Origin of the sequence: Bradyrhizobium prioriisuperbiae (assembly GCF_032397745.1) — a bacterium.
In the GTDB taxonomy this organism is placed as follows: Bacteria; Pseudomonadota; Alphaproteobacteria; order Rhizobiales; family Xanthobacteraceae; genus Bradyrhizobium_A; species Bradyrhizobium_A prioriisuperbiae.
The window spans coordinates 4,182,775-4,204,514 of sequence record NZ_CP135921.1; the positions used below are offsets into that span (position 1 = coordinate 4,182,775).

Annotated in this window: 20 protein-coding genes; 10 read left to right on the forward strand and 10 right to left on the reverse strand. The window is 63.8% G+C overall.

Annotation, left to right across the window (positions count from 1 at the left end; genetic code table 11):
• Window positions 1–3: 3 nt before the first annotated feature.
• The 3 genes from RS897_RS19575 (at window position 4) to RS897_RS19585 (ending at window position 2,970) form a co-directional block, all read left to right on the forward strand.
• Window positions 4–816, forward strand: a complete 813-nt coding sequence (locus tag RS897_RS19575; RefSeq protein ID WP_315838148.1) for an NAD-dependent epimerase/dehydratase family protein — start codon at window positions 4–6, stop codon at window positions 814–816.
• 169 nt (window positions 817–985) lie between these two features.
• Complete coding sequence (locus RS897_RS19580; protein WP_315838149.1) at window positions 986–2,089, forward strand: mandelate racemase/muconate lactonizing enzyme family protein; 1,104 nt, start codon at window positions 986–988, stop codon at window positions 2,087–2,089.
• Window positions 2,090–2,127: 38 nt separating this feature from the next.
• A complete protein-coding gene (locus RS897_RS19585) occupies window positions 2,128–2,970 on the forward strand; it encodes an amidohydrolase family protein (protein WP_315838150.1) in 843 nt (280 codons plus the stop codon).
• Here RS897_RS19585 and RS897_RS19590 read toward each other — a convergent pair.
• Window positions 2,877–3,206: a type II toxin-antitoxin system RelE/ParE family toxin gene (locus RS897_RS19590; RefSeq protein ID WP_315838151.1), complete on the reverse strand. Its 330-nt coding sequence runs from the start codon at window positions 3,204–3,206 to the stop codon at window positions 2,877–2,879. The two genes, RS897_RS19585 and RS897_RS19590, sit on opposite strands and share 94 nt — an antisense overlap.
• A complete protein-coding gene (locus RS897_RS19595; protein WP_315838152.1) occupies window positions 3,203–3,430 on the reverse strand; it encodes a hypothetical protein in 228 nt (75 codons plus the stop codon). Before RS897_RS19595 ends, RS897_RS19590 begins: the two co-directional genes overlap by 4 nt.
• Window positions 3,431–3,685: 255 nt before the next feature.
• Between RS897_RS19595 and RS897_RS19600 the strand changes: the two genes are divergently transcribed.
• Both RS897_RS19600 and glsA read left to right on the forward strand, forming a co-directional pair.
• The gene (locus RS897_RS19600) at window positions 3,686–4,852 is read left to right on the forward strand and encodes an acyl-CoA dehydrogenase family protein (RefSeq protein WP_315838153.1); all 1,167 of its coding nucleotides are present in this window, start codon (window positions 3,686–3,688) and stop codon (window positions 4,850–4,852) included.
• A 232-nt stretch (window positions 4,853–5,084) separates the two neighbouring features.
• Window positions 5,085–6,929 carry a glutaminase A gene (gene glsA, locus RS897_RS19605; RefSeq protein ID WP_315838154.1) on the forward strand — a complete coding sequence of 615 codons (1,845 nt, stop codon included), beginning with the start codon at window positions 5,085–5,087 and terminating at the stop codon, window positions 6,927–6,929.
• A gap of 74 nt (window positions 6,930–7,003) precedes the next feature.
• Here the strand turns inward: glsA and RS897_RS19610 are convergent, their stop codons facing one another.
• Window positions 7,004–7,219, reverse strand: a complete 216-nt coding sequence (locus RS897_RS19610; RefSeq protein WP_315838155.1) for a CsbD family protein — start codon at window positions 7,217–7,219, stop codon at window positions 7,004–7,006.
• A gap of 121 nt (window positions 7,220–7,340) precedes the next feature.
• Between RS897_RS19610 and RS897_RS19615 the strand changes: the two genes are divergently transcribed.
• Window positions 7,341–7,886 carry a cupin domain-containing protein gene (locus tag RS897_RS19615; RefSeq protein WP_315838156.1) on the forward strand — a complete coding sequence of 182 codons (546 nt, stop codon included), beginning with the start codon at window positions 7,341–7,343 and terminating at the stop codon, window positions 7,884–7,886.
• Between the two features lie 20 nt (window positions 7,887–7,906).
• Here the strand turns inward: RS897_RS19615 and RS897_RS19620 are convergent, their stop codons facing one another.
• Window positions 7,907–8,821 (reverse strand): LysR family transcriptional regulator, encoded by a 915-nt coding sequence (locus tag RS897_RS19620; RefSeq protein WP_315838157.1) that lies wholly within the window; start codon window positions 8,819–8,821, stop codon window positions 7,907–7,909.
• A 151-nt stretch (window positions 8,822–8,972) separates the two neighbouring features.
• Between RS897_RS19620 and RS897_RS19625 the strand changes: the two genes are divergently transcribed.
• Genes RS897_RS19625 through RS897_RS19640 form a run of 4 tightly spaced genes read left to right on the forward strand, consistent with a single transcriptional unit; the run spans window position 8,973 to window position 13,992 of the window.
• On the forward strand, window positions 8,973–10,277 hold the full coding sequence (locus tag RS897_RS19625) for a CitMHS family transporter (RefSeq protein WP_315838158.1): 1,305 nt from the start codon (window positions 8,973–8,975) through the stop codon (window positions 10,275–10,277).
• A 19-nt stretch (window positions 10,278–10,296) separates the two neighbouring features.
• Entirely contained in the window at window positions 10,297–11,634 is a 1,338-nt protein-coding gene (locus RS897_RS19630) for an acyclic terpene utilization AtuA family protein (protein ID WP_315838159.1), read from the forward strand.
• A 2-nt stretch (window positions 11,635–11,636) separates the two neighbouring features.
• Complete coding sequence (locus RS897_RS19635) at window positions 11,637–11,957, forward strand: AtuA-related protein (RefSeq protein ID WP_315838160.1); 321 nt, start codon at window positions 11,637–11,639, stop codon at window positions 11,955–11,957.
• A 13-nt stretch (window positions 11,958–11,970) separates the two neighbouring features.
• Complete coding sequence (locus RS897_RS19640; RefSeq protein ID WP_315838161.1) at window positions 11,971–13,992, forward strand: 3-hydroxybutyrate oligomer hydrolase family protein; 2,022 nt, start codon at window positions 11,971–11,973, stop codon at window positions 13,990–13,992.
• Here RS897_RS19640 and RS897_RS19645 read toward each other — a convergent pair whose 3' ends face one another.
• The 6 genes from RS897_RS19645 to RS897_RS19670 form a co-directional block, all read right to left on the reverse strand.
• Window positions 13,993–16,005, reverse strand: a complete 2,013-nt coding sequence (locus RS897_RS19645) for an alkyl/aryl-sulfatase (RefSeq protein ID WP_315838162.1) — start codon at window positions 16,003–16,005, stop codon at window positions 13,993–13,995. It abuts the gene before it with no gap.
• Between the two features lie 212 nt (window positions 16,006–16,217).
• Window positions 16,218–17,849, reverse strand: coding sequence for a thiamine pyrophosphate-dependent enzyme (locus RS897_RS19650; RefSeq protein WP_315838163.1), 1,632 nt, complete (start codon window positions 17,847–17,849; stop codon window positions 16,218–16,220).
• 16 nt (window positions 17,850–17,865) lie between these two features.
• Window positions 17,866–18,738, reverse strand: coding sequence for a fumarylacetoacetate hydrolase family protein (locus RS897_RS19655; protein WP_315838164.1), 873 nt, complete (start codon window positions 18,736–18,738; stop codon window positions 17,866–17,868).
• A gap of 12 nt (window positions 18,739–18,750) precedes the next feature.
• Window positions 18,751–19,734: a 3,4-dihydroxyphenylacetate 2,3-dioxygenase gene (hpaD, locus tag RS897_RS19660; protein ID WP_315838165.1), complete on the reverse strand. Its 984-nt coding sequence runs from the start codon at window positions 19,732–19,734 to the stop codon at window positions 18,751–18,753.
• Between the two features lie 41 nt (window positions 19,735–19,775).
• Window positions 19,776–21,317, reverse strand: a complete 1,542-nt coding sequence (hpaE, locus tag RS897_RS19665; protein ID WP_315838166.1) for a 5-carboxymethyl-2-hydroxymuconate semialdehyde dehydrogenase — start codon at window positions 21,315–21,317, stop codon at window positions 19,776–19,778.
• Between the two features lie 14 nt (window positions 21,318–21,331).
• On the reverse strand, window positions 21,332–21,724 hold the full coding sequence (locus RS897_RS19670; RefSeq protein WP_315838167.1) for a 5-carboxymethyl-2-hydroxymuconate Delta-isomerase: 393 nt from the start codon (window positions 21,722–21,724) through the stop codon (window positions 21,332–21,334).
• Between the last annotated feature and the right edge of the window lie 16 nt (window positions 21,725–21,740).

The following is a 21,740-nucleotide window of genomic DNA, read 5'->3' on the forward strand; positions in this document are numbered from 1 at the left end:
CGAATGCCACGCATTCTGTTGACCGGCGCGGCCGGTGGTGTTGGAGCACGGCTGCGCAAGCTGTTGCCGGCGATCTATCCGGATCTGGTGCTCAGCGACCTGGTCAAGCCGGATGACCTGGCTCCAGGCGAAAAATTCATCGCCGCTGATCTCTCTGATTTCGCCCAGGTGCAGAAAGCGGTTGAAGGCGTCGACGGCATCATTCATCTCGGCGGCTTCTCGGTCGAAGGTCCGTGGGAAACCATCCTCAACGCCAATATCATCGGCTGCTACAATCTGTTCGAGGCGGCGCGTCTCGCCGGCGTCAAGCGCGTGGTGTTTGCATCGTCCAACCATGCGGTCGGTTTCCATCCGCGCGGTGAGACCATCGATACTCATGCGCTGGTGCGTCCGGACACCCGCTATGGCGTCAGCAAGGCGTTTGGCGAGGCGCTGGGATCGCTCTATGCCTTCAAGCACAACATCGGCGTGCTCTCGATCCGCATCGGCAATGTCGGCGAAAAGCCGATCGACGAGCGCCGCCTGGCGATCTGGCTGAAGACCGAAGACCTGGTGTCGTTGATCCGGATCGGGCTGGAACGCGAAAATCTCGTGTACGAAGTGATCTACGGCATGTCCGACAACAAGCGGGCCTGGTGGGACAATTCGCGGGCGAAGGAACTGGGATATCAGCCGACCGGCGTGTCGGAGGATTCCGCCGTCGAGGTTCTGGCGGCAAAGATACCGAAGGCCGATCCGGTCAGCGAGTTTTTCCAGGGCGGCACATTCTGCGGTGCCGAGTTTACCGGTGATTTCGAGGCGATCAAGAAGGCCTGACGTTCAGGCAACGTACGCCGCCCCTCATCCTGAGGAGCGGCTACGCAGGCAAGTTTACGCAGCCTGCGGCTGCTATGGCCGCGTCATCGAAGGATGAGGCCACGTAGATCGAGGCGGCGCTTTGCGCCTCCTCACCCCATTAAACAAAACAACAAGAGCGTGATCAGCCATGCAACACACGCCGTTCACCATCACGAAGCTCGACGCATATCCGCTGCGGGTGCCGTTCGACGATCTCGTCCGCGGGCCACGCGCAACAGCTCAGACCTGGCGCGAATTCGACATGGTGCTGGTGCGGGCGGAAACCTCGGACGGCGTGGTCGGCTGGGGCGAGTGTTTCGCCTATCACTGCCTGCGGCCGGTGCTGACGGCCGTGCAGGATATGATGTTTCCGTCCGCGCAGGGGCGGACGATCACCAGCATTCCCGATCTCAACATCGAGCTGCAGCAGAAGTTTCACATCTTCGGCGGCCGCCACGGCATCGGCATGTACGCCCTGTCGGGACTCGACATCGCGCTGTGGGACATCGCGGCGAAGCTGGGCGGCCAGTCGCTGGCGGAGTTCATTGGCGGTTCGCGGCGCGGCAGTGTGTCGGCGTATGCGAGCCTGGTGCGTTACGGCGAAGTGGGGCCGGTGGAAGAGGTCACGGCGCGCGCGGTGGGCGAGGGTTATCGCCATATCAAGCTGCATGAGATCGCGTTCGATCCGATTGTCGCCGGGCGCCGCGTGGTCGGACCCGACATCAAGCTGATGACGGACGTCAATTGCAGCTGGAGCCTTGCCGAGGCGGAAGCGATCCTGCCCAGGCTCAAGGAACTCGGTCTCTATTGGGTGGAGGAGCCGATTTTTCCGCCGGAGGATTTTGCGACGATTGCCAAGCTGCATCGTTTCGGTGTGCCGCTGGCGGCTGGCGAGAACGCCTGCACTGCACTGGAGTTCACGCGACTTGCCGATGTCGTCACCTATCCGCAGCCGAGCGTCACCAAGGTCGGCGGCATCAGCGAATTTTTGAAGGTGGTGGCGCTAGCCAAGGCTTCGGGCAGGGCGTTGATGCCGCATTCGCCCTACTTCGGGCCCGGCTACTGGGCCACGCTGCAGCTTGTGTCGCTGCTTTCCGAGCCAAGCCTGTTCGAATTCCTCTACGTCACGACGGAGGCCTGGATCGATCCGGCCATTCCGCTGCCGAAGGACGGCCGGCTGAGTGTGCCTCAGGCACCGGGCCTCGGCTTCACGCCGGATCCCGCCCTGATCGAACGTTTCAAGCCGCGCTGATCGCCAGCACCAAGAACAAGAGACAAGGGAGAGAAGCCATGGAACGCCCGCTGACCGGACGCTCGCCCAAACTGAAAATCGAAGAGCTTTGCGACACCCACATTCATATCTACGACAGCAGCTTTCCGACCATTCCGGGAACGCCGTTGCCGGCCGATGCCAGCGTTGCCGACTATCGTCAGGTCATGACCTGGCTGGGCATCGCGCGCACCGTGGTGGTGCAGGCGAATGCTTATGGCGACGACAACCGCTGCACCATGAAGGCGGTGAAGGACCTCGGCGACTGCGCCCGCGCGGTGGTGGTGGTCAAACCCGGCGTGTCCGACGACGAGATGGACCGGCTGACCAGGGAGGGCGCGCGCGGCATTCGTTTCATGTCCCTGCTCGGCGGCACGCTGTCGTGGCCGCAGATGGACGAGATGGGCCGCCGCGCCCACGAGCACGGCTGGCACGCGCTGGTGCAGCTCAATGGCCGGGACTTTCCCCAGCACGAGGCGCAGATCGCGCGTCTGCCCGGGCGTTTCATCATCGACCATGTCGGCAAGTTCATGGATCCGGTGCCGCCGGATCACGACAGCTTCAAATCGCTGCTGCGGCTGCTCGATACCGGCCGCGGCTACGTCAAGCTCGCGGGCCTTTATGAATTCTCAAAGACCGGCGCGCCGCATTTCGAGGACGTCGCCGTGCTGGCCAAGGCCCTGATCCGTCACGCACCGGACCGCATCATCTGGGCCAGCAACTGGCCGCACTCGCAGGCTCACATCTTCGGTTATCCCGACGATGTGAATCACCTCGAATTGCTGCTGGACTGGGCGCCGGACGACGCGGTGCGCCGGAAGATCCTGGTGAGCAATCCGGCGGAGCTGTACGGATTTTCGTAGACGTCCGCGAGAATTCTCGCCTCGTAAAAAACAAGATAGCGGTAAGGCGGGATCGTCAAGCGGCGGATGGTCGGATCGTCTGTCCGGACTCCGATATCCGGGTGGCTTGAGAGCAGGTCGATAATGTCTTTGAGGCGTTGCTGCACGTGCCGCGCGCCGCGAGGGGAATGAGCGGAAATGTAATCAAGGATCGAACTGAGATCGTCGAGCGTGGGAAGGGTGTAACGGATTCTCACAGGCCGTGTTTGGCCCAGGTCTGGCGGACCTGTTCATCCGTTGCGAACTCGCCACGAGCCGCCGCTGCCTTCGAGGCCGTGATTGACTTTCGTTCGTCGGCTGAAAGTGGGATCTGTTGCTCTTGGTTGCCGGCGAGTTGCAGAACGATGCGTGCAATATCGTCCTGAACATCCGCAGGAAGGTTGCGTGTCGCTTCGAGCGCGCGATCGAGCAATTTGGTCATGGTGCAAGGATATCTGATTTCACGTCTTGATCCAAGGCGTGAAACGTGGGGCAGCTCGTTCAAAGCTGACGTAACAGCCTGTATAATTTCATGAATTCTGCCCGGATAGGCAGGCTTGGGCCGGGAAGGGCCAGTTTTCTATCCGGTTTGCGCTCCATGCACGCAGGTTGGAGGGCTCTGCTGTCTGGTGTGCTTGACGCGCGCGGCCGTTGGCCCCCATTCATGGACGGCCCTCGCATCGAACGGACCGCGACCATGGATTTTGCACTGACCCCGCAACAGGACTCGATCCGCGACGCGATCGGGAAGATCTGCGCGCGTTTCGACGATGCCTACTGGCTTGCGAAAGATCACGACGGCGGTTTTCCGCACGATTTCCATAAAGCCATCGCGGACGCCGGCTGGCTTGGCATCTGCATTCCCGAAGAGTATGGCGGCTCGGGTCTCGGGATCTTCGAGGCGGCGCTGATGATGCGCACGATTTCGGAATCCGGCGCCGGCATGTCCGGTGCTTCCGCGGTGCACATGAACGTGTTCGGGCTCAACCCCGTGGTGGTGTTCGGCGATGACGCGCAGCGCCGGCGCATGCTGCCGCCGATCGTCGACGGCAGCGAGAAAGCCTGCTTCGCTGTGACCGAACCGAATACCGGTCTCAACACCACGCAGTTGAAGACCCGCGCCGAGCGGCGCGGCGACAGGTATATCGTCAACGGCCAGAAGGTCTGGATCTCCACCGCCCAGGTTGCGCAGAAGATGCTGCTGCTGGCGCGCACCACGCCGCTGGATCAGGTGAAGAGCCCGACCCACGGCCTGAGCCTGTTCTACACGGACTTCGACCGCACCCGCGTCACCGTGCACGAGATCGAGAAGATGGGCCGCAAGGCGATCGACTCCAACGAGTTGTTCTTCGAGAACTTCGAAATTCCGCTGGAGAACCGCATCGGCGAAGAAGGCCGCGGCTTTGAATATATCCTGCATGGCATGAATCCGGAGCGCATCCTGATCGCCGCGGAAGCTGTCGGACTCGGCAAGCTGGCGCTGGAGCGCGCGGCGACCTACGCCAAGGGGCGCATCGTGTTCAACCGTCCGATCGGCCAGAATCAGGCGATTCAGCATCCGCTGGCGAAGAACTGGATGGAGCTGGAAGCCGCCTGGCTGATGACGCTGTCCGCCGCCTGGCAATACGACCAGGGCCTGCCCTGCGGACCGGCGGCCAATGCGGCCAAGTATCTGGCCGCCGAGGCCGGCTTCCAGGCCTGCGAGCAGGCTGTGATGACCCATGGCGGTTTCGGTTATGCCAAGGAGTATCATGTCGAGCGTTACCTGCGCGAAGTGATGATCCCGCGCATCGCGCCGATCAGCCCGCAGTTGATCCTCTCCTTCATCGCCGAAAAGGTGCTGGGCCTGCCGAAATCGTACTAGCGGTCTCCCGGTAAATTCGGATGCCCTCTGTGATCCGTCACCCTGAGGTGCGCGCTCTTGCGCGCCTCGAAGGGCGACGGCCCGAGCGGCCGCACATCCTTCGAGGTTCGCCTTCCGGCTCGCACCTCAGGATGACGGAGATAGGATATTGTTGGCGCTTGACTTGATGTCCCTTCCGGGCGCGCCGGTGTACAATGGGTCCCAGTATCCGTCTGATAACGAGATCATTGCGATGACACCGATTGCCGACGAGAGCCAAACGGCGACCATCCATCCGCCGCTGCAGCAGTTTCTCGAGGCTTGTCACGCGCGATTTGCGACCGACAATGCCGGCAAGGTCGCTGACTACATTCCCGAACTGGGTAAAGCCAACCCGGATCTTTTCGGCATCAGCCTCGCCACCATCGATGGACATCTCTACGAGGTCGGTGACACCGAGGTGCCCTTCACCATCCAGTCGATGTCGAAGCCGTTCGCGTTCGCACTGGCGCTCGATTCGCTTGGTGCGGCCGCGATCGAGGCGGTGATCGGGGTCGAGCCCAGCGGCGATGCCTTCAACTCGATTCGGTTGAACGCCGACAACAAGCCGTTCAATGCGATGGTCAATGCCGGCGCCATCACCTGCTCCGGGCTGATCGTCGGCGCGAAAGGCGAGTGGGCTTTCGATTTCATCCGGCAAGGACTCAGCCGTTTTGCCGGACGCGAGCTCGGAGTCGATGAGGCTGTCTATGCCTCCGAACGCGCGACCGGCGATCGCAACCGCGCCATCGGCTATCTCCTGCGCAACTCTGCGGTGCTGCGCGGCGATGTCGGCGGCGTGCTCGACGTCTACTTTCGGCAATGCTCGATCCTGGTGACCGCACGCGATGTCGCCGTGATGGCGGCGACGCTGGCCAACCGCGGCATCAATCCGTTAACCGGCGAGCAGGTGGTCGCGCCCTATGCTGTCGCGCGCACGCTGTCGGTGATGACCACGGCCGGCATGTATGATTTTGCCGGCGAATGGATCTATCGGGTGGGCATTCCCGCAAAAAGTGGCGTTGGCGGCGGCATTCTCGCGGCGCTGCCTTCGCAGTTCGGCTTCGGCAGCTTCTCGCCGCGGCTGGACCAGCACGGCAACAGCGTGCGCGGCATCCAGGTCTGCGAAGTGCTCTCGGCGCATTTCGACCTGCACATGCTCAACCGCAACGGCAATTCGCGCACCAGCGTGATTGCCGACTACGACATTGGCCGCGGTGCGTCGCGGCGCAGCCGGCGCGCCGACGAACATACGATCCTGCGCCAGCACCATGGCGACGTGCGGGTGATCGAGCTGGTCGGCTCTTTGTCGTTTGCCACCATCGATTACATCACGCGACAGGTTGCCGGCAAAGCGTTGCCGCAGATTCTCATTGTCGACTTCCGCCGCGTGGCCGATGTCTCCAGTGCTGCGGCACGCCTGCTGGCCGACGGCCTGCGCGAACTCGAGCGCTTCAACATCACCACGGTGCTGTCGGGCCTGGCGCGGTCGTCGCTGACCTGGGAGGCGATCAGCCAGTGGACCGACGGCATGACCCGGGTGCGCAACTTCGTGGTGCTGGATGAGGCGATCGAATGGGCGGAAGACCAGATTGTCTATCGTTACGGTGGCCGGGTCGATCATGGCGGCGAAATGCCGCTGGCCGAGCAGGCGCTGCTGGCCGGGCTGTCGCCGGATGACCTTGCGGCGATCACCGGTCTTGGGACCGTGAAAAAATTCACACCAGGCGAAGTCATGATCCGCGCCGGAGAGCCCGGCTCGTCGCTGTTCCTGATCCAGAATGGGCAGGTCAGCGTCCGGTTGCCGAGCGGCGTGCGGCTGGCGGCGCTCACCGGCGGCATGGTGGTGGGGGAGATGGCGCTGCTGGGCGACAAGCGCGCCGCCGATGCTATCGCCGATACGGACGTCGCCTGCCTCGAAATTCCGGTCGATCGTTTCCGGCAGTTTGCCGATCAGCATCCGCAGGTCGGAAAGCAGATGATGCAGAATCTCGCTGGATTGCTCGCCGGCCGATTGATGCGGGCGAATGTGAAGGTGGATCTCCTGAGTTCCGATTGAGTGACATGCGACGCTCTCGACAAGCAGAAAAGACCGGCCGCGAGGCCGGTCTTTCGTCGAACGTTGCGCGAAGCTCAGAGCTTCTTGTTCGCGACCTCGGCCACCTTGTCGGCAGCATCCTTGGCCGCGGCCTTGGCGTCGCCGACGGCCTTCTGGCCATGGCCCTTGGCTTCCTGCAGGGCGCCTTCGCTCTGCAGCTTCGGCGAGTCGATGGCTTCGCCAATTCCCTGTTTGGCCTTGCCGATGGCTTCGTTGGCGGCGCCTTTGATCTTGTCGGTGGTGCTTCCCATGATCGTGCTCCTCATTTTGCAATCGATGCATGACAACCTGTCGATTGACGGAAGGTTCCTGATCTGATGACGTGCGATAAGTCATTGAAAGTTGTTCTGGATAAAGCGGAACCATACGGCCATGAGCGGACACGATCACGATCATTCGCATTCGCACGACCACTCGCATCCTCACAGCCATGATCATGGTCACGGCGATGCGGAGCGCTGGAAGCACGATGGCATCCGGGTGATCCCAGGCAATCAGCTGGATCCGAATGTGCCGTCCACCGCCGGCATGGATCGCAAGGCAGCGATCAATTTTGCCCGTGTCGGCGCCCAGAAGCTGTGGGCCGGAACGGTGACCATCAAGCCCGACGCCAAGACCGGGGCGCACCACCACGGCCATCTCGAAAGCATCATCTATGTGGTGCGCGGCAAGGCGCGGATGCGTTGGGGCGAGAACCTGCAATTCACCGCGGAAGCCAATCCCGGCGATTTCATCTTCGTGCCGCCCTATGTGCCGCATCAGGAAATCAACGCCAGCCCGGACGAGCCGCTGGAATGCGTGCTGGTGCGCAGCGACGGCGAGGCGGTGGCGATCAATCTCGACATCGAGCCGGTGGAAAAGCCGGAGACCGTGCTGTGGGTGGACCCGGTTCACCCGGATACGTCGGGAAAGAAATAAGTCTGTTTGATTGCCGGCGGCTAACGCACGCCGTCCTTTGTCAGCAGCTGCTTGCGATGTTTCGCAAGGAAATCGGCGAACGCCTGGGTCAGCGGCGGCAGCGTGCGGCCAGCCTTCTTGATCAGGGCAACGGGCCGCGAAAAATTCGGATCGTTGATGCGCCGGCTCCGCAGGGACGGTTCCGCCGCGATTTCCCGGGCTGAGGCCGGCAGAATGGTCAGGCCGATGCCGGCGCGCACCATGCCGATCGCCGTCATCATGTAGGTGGCTTCCGAAGCCGGGCCGGGAATCAGTCCCGCCTTGTTGAACGCGGCATCGGTCACGGCGCGCACACTGGTGCCGGAATCCATCAGCACCAGGGGATAGTCGGCCAGCACGCTTGCGGTGATGCGCGCCACCTCGCCGATCGGGTGTCCCTGCGGATACACCACAGTCATCTCGTCGCGCGCACTGAACACGGTTTCGATGTCGGCGAACGATGTGTCGCCGCCGGTGAAGCCGAGGTCGACCTCTTCCGAACGCACCATCGCCAGCACCCGGCTCGCGATCACGTCCTTGAGCGCGAACGAGACGCCGGGATGGATGTCGCGGAACTGCTTGATGGCGCCGGGCAGGGCGCCGGCGGCGAACGACGGCAGCGCGGCGATGCGCACCACGCCGCGCCGTTCCAGCGCCACGTCCTGTACGTCAAGCAGCACGGAGTCCAGATCCTGCAGGATGCGCTCCAGCACCGGCAGCAGTTCGCGTCCCATCCGCGTCAGTTCGACCGAACGCGGGGTGCGGTCGAACAGCCGCAGCCGCAATGTGTCTTCGAGGCCTTTGATTTGCACCGTCAGCGTCGGCTGGGCCACGTGCAGCAAGGCGGCGGCCTGGGTGAAGCTTTTCAGCTTCGCCACCGCAACAAAGGAGCGCAACTGCCTGACGCTTACATCCATAGGACTTTTCCATCCATAGGATTTTTCTATAGCTGAGATTGAATCATTTCAATTGCATAATTCAAGCCGCCGGGGCTGAGTTCGGGAAATTCGACCGCGGGGCCGTCTCTGTCGCGGTCCGACAAGAAAGAGTTCACGAGGAAACCCCGTCATGCTGGCATTGCTCGGCGTCGTCACCATCGCTCTGCTGCTGCTGGTCATCATGACCAAGCGGATGTCGCCGCTGATCGCACTGATCCTGATTCCTCTTGCCGCATGCCTGGTTGGCGGCTTTGGTTGGGACACCAGCAAATTTATTGTCAGCGGCCTGCAGAGCCTCGCGCCTGTGGTCGGCATGTTCGTGTTCGCCATCCTGTTCTTCGGCGTGGTCACCGACGCCGGCATGCTCGATCCGATCATCGATCGCATCCTGCGCACCGTCGGCACCCGTCCGACCCGCATCGTGATGGGAACCACGCTGCTGGCGCTGCTGATCCATCTCGACGGCTCCGGCGCGGTCACCTTCCTGATCACCATTCCGGCGATGCTGCCGCTGTACGATCGGCTCGGCATCGACAAACGTATTCTGGCCTGCGCCGCCTCGATGGCGGCGGGCGTCAACTTCCTGCCGTGGACCGGGCCGATGATCCGCGCTTCGGCCTCGCTGAAGCTGCCGATCCCCGAGATCTTCAATCCGCTGGTGCCGGTGCAGATTGTCGGGATCATCTTCATTTTCGCGGTGTCCTACTGGCTGGGCCGCCGCGAGGAAAAGCGGCTCGGTCTTGTCGGCGGCGCCGGCATCGATCTGATGGCGCAGCGACAGCTGACCGATGCAGAGCGCGAGTTGCGCCGTCCGCAGAACTTCTGGATCAATATCGTGCTCACCGTGGTGGTGCTCGGCACCATGGTGGCACTCGGTGACAAGCTGACCCCGGCCATCGTGTTCATGGTCGGCACGTGTCTGGCGCTGCTGATCAACTATCGCGATGTCGACATGCAGCGAAAGCGCGTCGATGCCCATGCCCGCGCGGCGCTTTTGATGGCGTCGATCCTGCTCGCAGCCGGTGTGTTTACCGGCATCATGCAGGGCTCGGGCATGCTCAAGGCAATGGCGCAGACCGCGGTCGGCTTCGTGCCGGTGGCAGCCGCCAAGTATATGCCGGTGGCGCTTGGTCTCGTGTCCATGCCGCTCAGCCTGCTGTTCGACCCGGACTCGTTCTATTTCGGTGTGCTGCCTGTGATCGCCGAGGTCGGCGGTCAGCTCGGCGTGCCGAAGGTGCAACTCGCGCAGGGTGCGTTGCTGGGCCAGATGACCACGGGCTTTCCGGTCAGTCCGCTGACGCCTGCGACGTTCCTGGTGGTCGGCCTGACCGGCATCGATCTGGCGGATCATCAGAAGTTCACCATCCCCTTTCTGTTCGCCGCGTCGGTCGTCATGACCTTCGCATGTGTGCTATTGGGCCTGTTCCCCCTCTGACCTGCACGGGAGAGCGATCATGAAGACCATCAGGCTGGGCGCCGGTGCCGGATACGCCGGCGACCGGATCGAACCCGCGGTCGAACTCGCCGAGCATGGCGACATCCAGTACCTGGTGTTCGAATGTCTGGCCGAGCGCACCATTGCGCTGGCACAGCAGGCCAAGTTGAAGGATCCCGCCGGCGGCTTCGATCCGCTGCTGCGCGAACGCATGAAAGCGGTGCTCGGCATCTGCAAGGCCAAGGGGATCAAGGTCATCACCAATATGGGCGCGGCGAATCCGCTGGCGGCGGCGCAGGCGACACGTGAAATCGCGCGATCGCTCGACCTGCAGGGCCTGAAGATCGCGGCGGTGACAGGCGATGACGTGCTGCCAGCGATCCGGGCCGGCGACTATCGGATTGAGGAGACCGGCGGGGCGGTCAACGATTTCGGCAACCGCATCGTTTCGGCCAATGCCTATCTTGGCGCCGGTCCGATCCGTGATGCGCTGGCGGGCGGCGCCGACGTCGTGATCACTGGGCGGGTGGCCGACCCCGCGCTGTTCCTCGGGCCGCTGCTGCATGAATTCGGCTGGGCCCTGGACGACTGGGCGGCGCTGGGACGCGGCACGGTCGCCGGTCATCTCTTGGAATGCGCTGGCCAGATCACCGGTGGTTATTTCGCCGATCCCGGCGTGAAGGATGTCGCGGGCCTCGGCCGGCTCGGATTTCCGATCGGCGAGATCGGCGCCGACGGCAGCATCGTCATTACAAAGGTCGATGGCTCCGGCGGGCAGGTAACGCTTGCCACCTGCAGGGAGCAGTTGCTGTACGAGATTCACGATCCGACAAGATATTTCCAGCCGGATGTGGTGGCGGATTTCTCCGACGTGTCGATGCAGCAGGTCGGGCCGGATCGCATCAAGGTCGAGGGCGGGCGTGGCGCTGCGAAAACCGGCCTGCTCAAGACCTCGATCGGTTATCTCGATTCCTATGTCGGCGAGGGCCAGATTTCCTATGCCGGCCCCGGCGCGGTCGGGCGCGGCAAGCTGGCGCTGGAGATCGTGCGCGAACGCCTGGCGCTCACCGGCGTCGCAATGACGGAAACGCGGTTCGAGCTGATCGGCATCGACTCGCTGCACGGCGACAGACTGTCGGCGGGATCGGAACCCTATGAAGTGCGGGTGCGGGTCACCGGGCGCACCGACAGCATGGCCAACGCGGTGCGGATCGGCAACGAGGTCGAGACGCTCTACACCAATGGTCCTGCCGGCGGCGGCGGTGTGGCCAAATCGGCTCGGGAGGTGATCGGCGTCGTCTCGGCCTTGCTGCCTGAGAACCTTGTCTCGCCGTCCGTGCAGATGTGGGAGGCGTGACCATGAAGCTTCGCGACATCGCGCATTCGCGCACCGGGGACAAGGGCAACACCTCCAACATCAGCCTGATCGCCTATGACGACAGGCATTACCAGCTGCTTGTGCAGCATGTTACCGCGGAGCGGGTCAAGGCGCACTTTGCCGGCATCGTGAAGGGCGAGGTGTTGCGTTACGAGCTGCCGAAGCTCGCGGCACTGAATTTCGTGCTGCAGGACGCGCTCGCCGGTGGCGTCACGCAATCGCTGGCGCTCGATGCCCACGGCAAGAGCCTGAGCTCGGCGCTGCTCGATCTCGAAATTCCGGACCTGTTGACGATCACCTAGCAGGAATTCATCCATGACGATCAGATCGATTGGCTTCGCGCTGCTCATGAGCTGCGTGGTATTGATGTCGCCCGCGTCTGCTGGCGATCCGCTGATGCCGCCGTGGCTCAAGCTCGGTCCGCATGCGGTATACGATGGCCGGACCGACGACCTCGTCACCGGCGGCCTTGGTATCGAAGCCATGTTGGCAGCGCCTCCCGCGGCGCTGTACAAGGATGCGCTGAATCCGACGGCCGCTGAATTGCGGCGCGCGGCTCTGTTTCTCCGGGGCAGTGACGGCCAGGGATTCAGCCGGCTGTTCGGTCCCAATGTTCGGTCCACCACTGGCGAATTGCTGCCCGATCACGGCAAGATCGCTGGTGAAGAGTATCTAGCCTATGCCGATGACGGCGACGGCAAGCAGAATGTTGCGATGCTGCTGCAGATCCCGGCTGATCTTGCGCGCGAGCGTCGCTGCCTCGTGGCCATTCCGGTAAACGGCTCGGCTAGTCTGTTCCGGGACGTGGTGGATTTCGGCTTCTGGGGCCTGCGTCATGGCTGTGCGGTGGTCTACACCGACAAGGGCCACGGCGATGGATTCCACAATCTTGAGGTTGACAGCGTCGGCACCCTCGACGGGCGTCAGGCGTTTGCCAAAGCTGCTGGCAACGACGCCCATTTTCGGGCCGACCTGGACGATGCCGCGCGATTGCGCTTCCTCGTGGACTGGCCGCACCGCATCGCTTTCAAGGCGGCGCATTCCAAACAGAACCCCGAAAAGGACTGGGGCCTGAATCTGCTGCGCGCCATCGAGTTCGCTTTTGTGCAGATCGGCGGCCGCGATCCGGGATTCACACGCGCCAATACCATGGTTCTCGCCACCGGCAGCTCGAATGGCGGCGGCGCCACGCTTTATGCCGCTGAAAAAGATGCCGAGCATCTGATCGACGGGGTGGTGGTGCGTGAACCACAGGTTCAACTGCGGCCGGATGATCGCGTGAGCGTGACCCGGGGCGCCGTGACGCGCCAGGGCAGCGGCCGCACCCTGCTCGACTACTTCTCGTTCGGCAATCTCTATCAGCCGTGCGCCGTCCTTGCCGTTCCCGACGTGCCGTTGCGGGAGCGGATCGAGTTCGCCGCCAATCGGTGTGTCTCGCTGCGGGACAAGGGGTTGCTGACCTCAGACACGCTGGAGGCACAGGCGAACGAGGCGCTGCAGCGCATGCATGCCTACGGCTGGGATGCCGAGACCGACATCGGTCACGCCTTCGGTTATTTCGTCGCGCCCGATGCGACGGCGACCAAATACGCCAACGACCACGGCCGCTTTGACGTGCGCGACCGTCTCTGCGGCTACAGCTATGCGGCCGTCGACAAGGACGGCCGTCCGATGGCGGTGCCGGCGGCACAGATCGCGCAGAATTTCGCGATCGCGCCCGGTGGCGCGCCGGCGGGAAGCATCGACGTCATCAACGACAACGATCCCACCGGCCCGCGTCGCAACTGGCTGTCCGCGTCGCGGAGCACCGGCCGCCAGGACTATAATCTGGATGGCGCGATCTGCATTCGCGGCCTGATCGAGGAGCATTCGCCCGAAGCCGAGCGGGTGCAGGCCGGTATCCGCGAATTCATCGCGACCGGGGCGCTCGGCGGCAAGCCCACCATCATCGTTCATGGCCGCAGCGACGACCGCGTGCCAGTGAGCTTTTCCTCGCGGCCCTATGTCGGTTTGAATTCGCTGGTGGACGGCGCCGCGTCGCAGCTGCGCTACATCGAAGTGACCAACGCCGAACACTTCGGCACCGACCTGCCGGGTTTCGATACCCGCATGGTGCCGTTGACACTTTATCACCTGCGTGCGCTGGACTTGATGTGGGATCATCTCACGGCTGGCCGGCCGCTGCCGGCAAGCCAGGTCGTCCGCACCACGCCGCGCGGCGGCGAAGCGGGGCGCGCGCCGCCGCTGCAGCTCTCCAACGTGCCGCCGATTGTGCTTGAGCCGGCACCAAGTGATGCGATCACGGTGCAGGGCGGTCACGTGCGGCTTCCGGATTGATTATCGCACCTGCGCCACCGGCTCCATGATCGGGAATGACGGCGAGAACTCATCGAGTGTGTCCATGAACTCCCGCAGTTTCAGCGGATTGCCCGAAACCTTGACGTCGCCGGTGAGCATGGCGGCGGCGAAGCTGCGCTGCTTCATGATGATCTGGTCGAAGGTCGCGCGTGTCAGCGTGACGCTGGCATCCGCATCCGGCGCTTGGATGCCGGCGCGCTGTGTCAGGGCTGAATTCTCCAGGTTGAGCACGATCTTTTCACCGACATCGGTGAAATCCCAGTTCAGCACGATGGTCTTGCCCTCGGCCTTGCCGGCGTTGACGCGCACGCCCATGAAGTCGAACAAGAGGTTGAGCGAGAGCGCTTTCAGTACCTCGGCGTTTGGTGCGTTGTTCGGCATTTGCGGAATGCCCGTGCGCAATTCCATGGCACCGGTGAGATAGGCATTGCGCCAGGTGCCGGCCTCGGCCTGGTAACCGAGCTGCTCCAGTGCGTCGGCCTCCAGCTCGCGCGCCGCTTTGTTCTGCGGATCGCTGAACACCAGGTCGCTCATCACGCTCGCCACCCAGCGATATTCACCGGCCTTGAAATCTTCCCGCGCTTTCGCGAGCACGGCATCGGCGCCGCCCATATAGGCGATGGTCTTGCGGGCGCTGTCCGCGCGCGGCAGCGGCGCGAGATGCGCGGGGTTGCCGTCGTACCAGCCGAGGTATTTCTGATACACCGCCTTGGAATTGTGGCTCAGCGTGCCGTAATATCCGCGCACCGACCAGGTCGCGGCGAGGCTCGGCGGCAGCTTCAAGGCTTCGGCGATTTCGGTTGGCGTATAACCGTGGTTGAGCAGCCGCACCGACTGATCGTGGATGAATTTGTAGAGGTCGCGCTGTTTTTTCAAGTAATCCGTGATGCGGCCTTCGCCCCAGGTCGGCCAGTGATGCTGGGCGATCAGCGCATCCGCCTTGTCGCCCCAGCGCTCCAGAATGTCGCTGAGGTAACGCGACCAGGCGCGGCCGTCGCGCACCTCGGCGCCACGGATGGTGTAGAGCTGGTGCATGGTCTGGGTGGCGATTTCCGCGGCATCGATGACGCGGAATTGCGGGAAGTACATCACCATCTCGGACGGCGCCTCGGTCTCCGGCACCAGATGGAAATCGATGTCGACGCCATCGATGCGATGGGTCTCGTAGGCCTGCTTGATCGACAAGGTCGGCGCCATCAGGGTCAGCGTACCCCGCGCCAGTCCCTTGCCGAGGCCGGCGTCGACCTGGCCGCGCTCGCCGCGCGGCAGGAAATTGCCGAACTGGTATTGCGCCCGCCGGGTCATGGCGTTGCCGGCGATGATGTTCTCGGACACCGCGAAATCCATGAAACGATCCGGCGCGATCACCTGCACCTTGCCAGCGTGCACATCGTCCTCACTGATCACGCCCTTGACGCCGCCGAAATGATCGGCGTGGCTGTGGGTGTAGATGACGGCGACGACGGGCTTGGGCGGTCGATGCTGCAGGTAAAGATTGAGGCCGGCGCGCGCGGTCTCCGCAGTCAGCAGAGGATCGATCACGATCAATCCACTGTCGCCCTCGATGATGGACATGTTGGAGATGTCGTAGCCGCGGATCTGGTAGACGCGGTCGACCACCTTGAAGAGGCCGTGCACCAGATTGAGCCGCGCCAGCCGCCACAGGCTGGGATTCACCGTCGGCGGCGGATCGGTTTTGTCGAGAAAGCCATAGGGCTTGAGGGAGTAAGCCGGCTGCGGACCGGATCCGGCGATGGTGTCGTCGGGTAGCGTTGCGATCAGGCCGCGCTTGGCGTCGTCGAAGGCTGTGGTATCAGCCAGCGGCAGCGTCGCCACGATGTCGCTGTTGGCTTTTTGTGTCGCCGGCTCGGCCCCCTTCGATTGCGGGAGGCCGGGAGATTGCGCCAGTGCGGGTGCTGCAGCAGCCAGCGCAGCGATCAGGGCCACCACAGCAAGGCGAGTGGCGTGACATGGGGTGCGATGGGTCGCCATGCGGGGATCTCCGGCCTGCAGAAGGGGCCGGATTATCGCCCGCATGGGCGCGAACTCAAGGCCGCAAGTTATGCTCCGTCATCCTGAGGTGCGAGCCCTACGGTGCACTTGCACTGTAGGGTGAGCCTCGAAGGATGAACGGCCCGAGAGGTCGCGGCCGTCGCCCTTCGAGGGCCGCGCTGCGCACGGCCACCTCAGGATGACGGATAACTTTAAGACGGCTTGGCGGGATGGATGAAGGTCCAGGGGCTGCTCTCGGAGTCCTGCGGCACATCGATGGCGATAAGCTGGGGACCGCCGTCTGCCAATGCCTTCTCCAGTGCCGGCCGGAAGGCCTCCGGTGACGACACCCGCGCCGCGCCGACGCCAAACGAATCGGCAAGCTTGACGAAATCCGGATTGACCAGATCGGCGGCCACCACACGGCCGTCGAACACGGTCTTCTGGTCGCGGCGCACATTGCCATAGGCGTTGTTGTCGAACACCAGCGTCACCACGCCGATCTTGTACTGCACGGCGGTGGCGAGTTCCTGCACGCCGAACATGAAGCCGCCATCGCCGGTGATTGCCACCACCGGTTTGTCAGGGTTGGCGACTTTGGCGCCAAGCGCGGTCGGGAAGCCGGAGCCGAGGGTGCCCTGATAGCCCGAGGAAATGAAGGTGCGCGGCTTGTAGATCGGCAGGCCGTACCAGGAGGCAAAGCCGACCTGCGACAGCTCGTCGGTGACGATGCCGTTCTCCGGCAGCACGTCGCGCAGCACATTGAGATACCCCATCTGCGGCTGCACCGACTGGATCTGCTGCTGCGCCGCCGATGTCGCTTCGCGGATAACACCGCGACGGCCGTTGGTCTTGCTGTAGCCCTGCTTGCGGACGGCAGTAAGCAAAGCCCGGGTGCCGTCACGCGCATCGGAGACGATCGCGGCGTCCGGGGTGAAGCGACGCATTTCCGAAGCGTCGATGTCGATGCGGACGGACTTCTGTCCGGCCGGTCGATAGGGCCAGCGCCACGACGGCAATTCCAGCCGCGTGCCGATGCCGATCATCAGATCGGTGTGCGGCCAAAGCCGGTAGGCGGCAGCCATGGTCAGTCCCAGTTCATGGGCGTTGCTGACAATGCCGCGGCCACTGCGGAAGGCCACCACTGGCGCGTCAATCAGTTCGGCCAGCTCCAGAATCTCGTCCGCTGCCTCGATCGCGCCGGCGCCGACAAAGATCATCGGCGCCTTGCTGCCGGAGATCAGCGCAGCCGCGGCTTTGACGCGGTCGGGATCCGGTTCCGGCGACGGCAATGGCGCCAGCGGGGCGAGCGGCGTGGTCGCGGCGCGCTGGGTGAAGATGTCCCACGGCATCTCGATCGACACCGGTCCGCGCCGTCCCGACATCATCTCCTGGAATGCGCGCGCCACCGTCGCGGGCGCAGCTCCCGGGTGCTCCATGCGCTCCGCCCATTTCAGGATGCTGCGCAGGGTCGCGAGTTGGTCCGGCATCTCGTGCAGATGGCCGCGGCCCTTGCCGAGGAACTGCGTCGGCACCTGGCCGGTCAGGCACAGCACCGGTTCGTTGCAGCCGAACGCGGTCAGCATGGCAGCACTGGCGTTGAGCACGCCGGGGCCGGGCACCACGCTGAACACACCGGGCTTGCCGCTGGAGCGGGCATAACCGAACGCCATGTAGCCGCAGGCCTGCTCATGCCGTGCGCCGATGACTTTGAGTTTCGGCTCCGCCAGCTTGAAGGCGTCGAACAGGCCGTAGATTTGCGCGCCCGGCAGGCCGAACACCGTGTCGACGCCATGCGCCAGCAAACCGTCGACGATTGCCTCACCGCCCGAACGTACCGCCATCATTCCACTCCCTGAATCACTGCTCGTCGACGACGCCGTTGCGCAACACGCCGACGCCGCTCGCTTCCACCTCGATCACGTCGCCCGGCTTGAGATAGCGCGGCGGATCGAACCGCGCACCGGCGCCGGTCGGCGTCCCCGTCACGATGACGTCGCCGGGCACCAGCGTGGTGAAGGTGGAGATATAATTGATGAGATAACGGAAGCCGAACATCAAACGGCTGGTGCGGTCGTCCTGCCGCAGTTCGCCGTTCACTGTCGTGGTCAGATGCACGTCGGCGATCTGCGCTTCGCCGGTGAACGGCACCAGCCAGGGGCCGAGGCTTCCGGTGGCGTCAAAGTTCTTGCCTTGCGTCACGTTGAATTTCGCGTGCCGCACCCAGTCGCGGATGGTGCCTTCGTTGCACAGCGTCACCGCGGCAACGTGATCGAGCGCGTCCGTCTCCGCGATATGCCGGCCGGCCTTGCCGATCACCAGCACCAGCTCGCCTTCATAATCGAGCTGCTGCGAAGCGCGCGGGCGCACCAGCGGCGCGCCATGGCCGACAAAGGAGCGCGGCGTGCGCATGAACATGCTCGGATACTTCGGCGCATCCTGGCCGTCCTTGTATTCGGCATTGCGGTCCGGATAGTTGACCCCGATACAGATGATCTTTTCCGGCGCCGGAATCGGTGGCCGCAGCGCGACGTCGTCCAGGCGATGATCCGCCGTCCGGACAGCCGCGGTGTCGGCGAGCCGGGCCAGCGCGCCGGCCGCGATGACTTCGCGCAGGGTCGGAAACTCCCTGGCGAAATGTGCGGAGAGATCGACAATACTGTCGCCGATGATGGCGCCGTAGCGCTCGGTCCCGTCCCGGAGATAGGTGGCAAAGCGCAAAGGCAAGGTCATCACCACATCCGATCAGCTTGCGACAATGACGTCGGCGACAAACAGCGGATCGTGCACCGCCTGTCCGGTGTAGGGCGAGCCCTCTTCGAACCAGGACTTCGGCGCAGGCGCGCCCCACAGGGTCTGCCGGCGCGGATCCCGCAGCGACCAGCGCAATGGGTCGTGGTCGTGATCCATGGTGTTGTAGTCGCTGGTATAGAGCTCCAGCCGATGGCCCGCGGGATCGCGCACATAGAGGAAGAAGGCGTTGGCGATGCCGTGCCGCGCGGGTCCGCGTTCCATGTTGCTGACATAGCCGCTCGACGCCATCACGTCGCACAGATGCAGGATGTTCATCGCGGTCGGCACCCAGTAGGCGAAGTGATGCAGCCGCGGTCCCCGGCCGTTGGTGATGGCGAAATCGTGGACGTTGCCCTTGCGGTGCATCCAGGCGGCGGCGATGCGCCCGTTCGGGCCGTCTTCCTCGGCATATTCGGTCAGGCGGAAGCCGAGCTGGGCGTAGAAGTCCACGGTGCCTTGCACGTTGTTGGCGAACACGTTGAAATGGTCGAACCGCTGCGGATGGCAGCCCTTGTAGAGGTCATAGCGGCGCAGCAGATGCGGGCGTTTGTCCATTTTGGCATAGAGCTCGATCGGATAACCCAGCGGGTCGATGAATTGCAACGTGCGGCCCTGGAACGGCTGCTCGGAAAAATCCGCCGCGATGCCACGGCTCTTGAGGAACGATGCGGCCTTGTCGAGGTCGGCCTCGTCGCCGACCTTGAAGCCCATGCGCCGGCAGGCATTTTCTTTGGCCTTGCGCAGCACCAGCGAGTGATGCTGCTGCTCCTCATAACCGCGGAAATATACCGCCTCGCTGTCAGCGTCTTCCACATGCAGCCCGATGGCGTTCTCGTAGAACGTTCTGACGGCGGCGAGGTTCGTGACGTCGAGCACCACATGGCTGGCACGGCGGACATTGAAGGGCGGATCGAAAATGTGCTGCGGGACGGGCATGGTGGTTTCCTCGTGGATCTTTGTTTGTTGTCAACGTGTCGTCAGACGCCGAGCCGCTGGATCTTGTGCGTGCCGCGGGCGAGGCTGACGTGCTTGGTTTCCATGTAGAACTCGAACGAATAGTCGCCGCCGTCGCGCCCGATGCCGGATGCCTTCATGCCGCCGAACGGGGTCGGCAGGTGGCGGACATTTTCCGAATTGAGCCAGATCATGCCGGCTTCCAGGTCGTCAGCGACGCGCAGTGCGCGGCTCATGTCCTTGGTCCAGACATAGCCGGTGAGGCCGTACTCCACGCTGTTGGCGATGGCGATCGCCTCGACCTCGTCCTTGAACGGGATCACGGTCAGGAACGGGCCGAACACCTCTTCCTGGGCCACGCGCATGCTGCTGCTGGCGCCGGTGACCAATGTGGGCTGCACATAATGTCCGCCGCCCGGTCCGGCATGGGCGCCGCCGCCGACCGCGATGGTGGCGCCGTCCTGCCGCGCGATATCGAAGTATGAGCAGACTTTTGCCAGATGGCGCTCGTGGATCAGCGGCCCGATTTCGGTGGCGGGATCGAGCGGGTGGCCGATCTTCAATGCCTTGACCCGCGCGGCGAGTTTTTCGTTGAATTTATCGGCGATGCTGTCCTGCACCAGCAGGCGGCTGGACGAGGTGCAGCGCTCGCCGTTCAGCGAGTAGATCATGAACACCACCGCATCGAGCGCGCGCTCCAGATCCGCATCGTCGAACACGATCACGGGGTTCTTGCCGCCGAGTTCGAAATGCACCCGCTTCAGGGTCGGCGCGCCCTGCGCCATGATGGCGGAGCCGGTCGAACTCTCGCCGACAAAAGCGATCGCCTTGATGGCGCGGTGCTGGGTCAGCGCCTTGCCGGCGTCCTCGCCAAAGCCGTGCACGGTGTTGAACACGCCCGGCGGAAGGCCGGCCTCATGCGCAAGGCGAACCAGCAGGTCGGCGGTGATCGGTGACCATTCCGCCGGCTTGTGCACCACGGTGCAGCCGGCGGCCAGCGCCGGCGCGATCTTCCACGTCGACAGCATGAATGGTGTGTTCCACGGCGTGATCACGCCGACCGGGCCGATCGGCACCCGCGTCGAGATGTTCCAGTGCTCTTCACTCGGCAGGTTCAGGCCGTCACGGGCTTCGGTGGCGCGGTCGGCGAAGAAGCGGAAATTCTCCGCGGCGCGGATCGCGGCCTTGGCCATGAAACGATGCGCCTGTCCGGTGTCGATGCATTCCAGCACCGCGATGTCGTCGGCATGGGCCTCGATGGCATTGGCCACCTTGTGCAGCAGCTTCTTGCGCGCCGCCGGCGCCACGTCGCGCCAGGGCTTGAACGCCTTCTCCGCGGCCTTTGCGGCTGCATCGATGTCGGCGGCGCTGCCGCGGGCGACGGTGGCAAGGGCCTGGTTGTCGATCGGCGAATGGGTCTCGAAGGTCTCGCCCTTGATGGCGGGGACGACCTTGCCGTCGATGAAATGCCCGATGCCGTCGGTGCGCAGCTTCGCCAGCAGCGGCTTGGCGCGGTCGATATTGGCCGCGTACATGGCGGCCGGATCGGCGGGTGAATTTGCCATTGGTCGGCCTTCCCTTAAACGGCGTTGGCTTTGAGATAATCGTGGATGTTGTTCTTCTTCCAACTGGTGTCATCGCTGTTCTCGACGATGTCGAGCGACAGCGACAGCCGGCTGGATTTGAAGACCGGTTCGAGATGCGCCGATAGCGCCTTGAACACATGCTCGCCGGCGCGCTGGCGGCTGGCGAGGTCGCGCCCCTGGCCCATCCGCAGCACCATGGCGATAAATCCGAACTCCGGATTGCCGTCGGCGATGGCGTAGTCGTCGCAGCGGATGGCGCGGACGCGGATGCCGCCGAGCGGAAATACGCCGGTCTCGGCCGCGGCGCGGCGGACCACGTCGACGAGTTCGCTCATGTCGGTGCGCCCGGCGACGTTGGCGGAATATTCGATGGTGAAATGCGGCATGGTTGCTCCGTTGCCG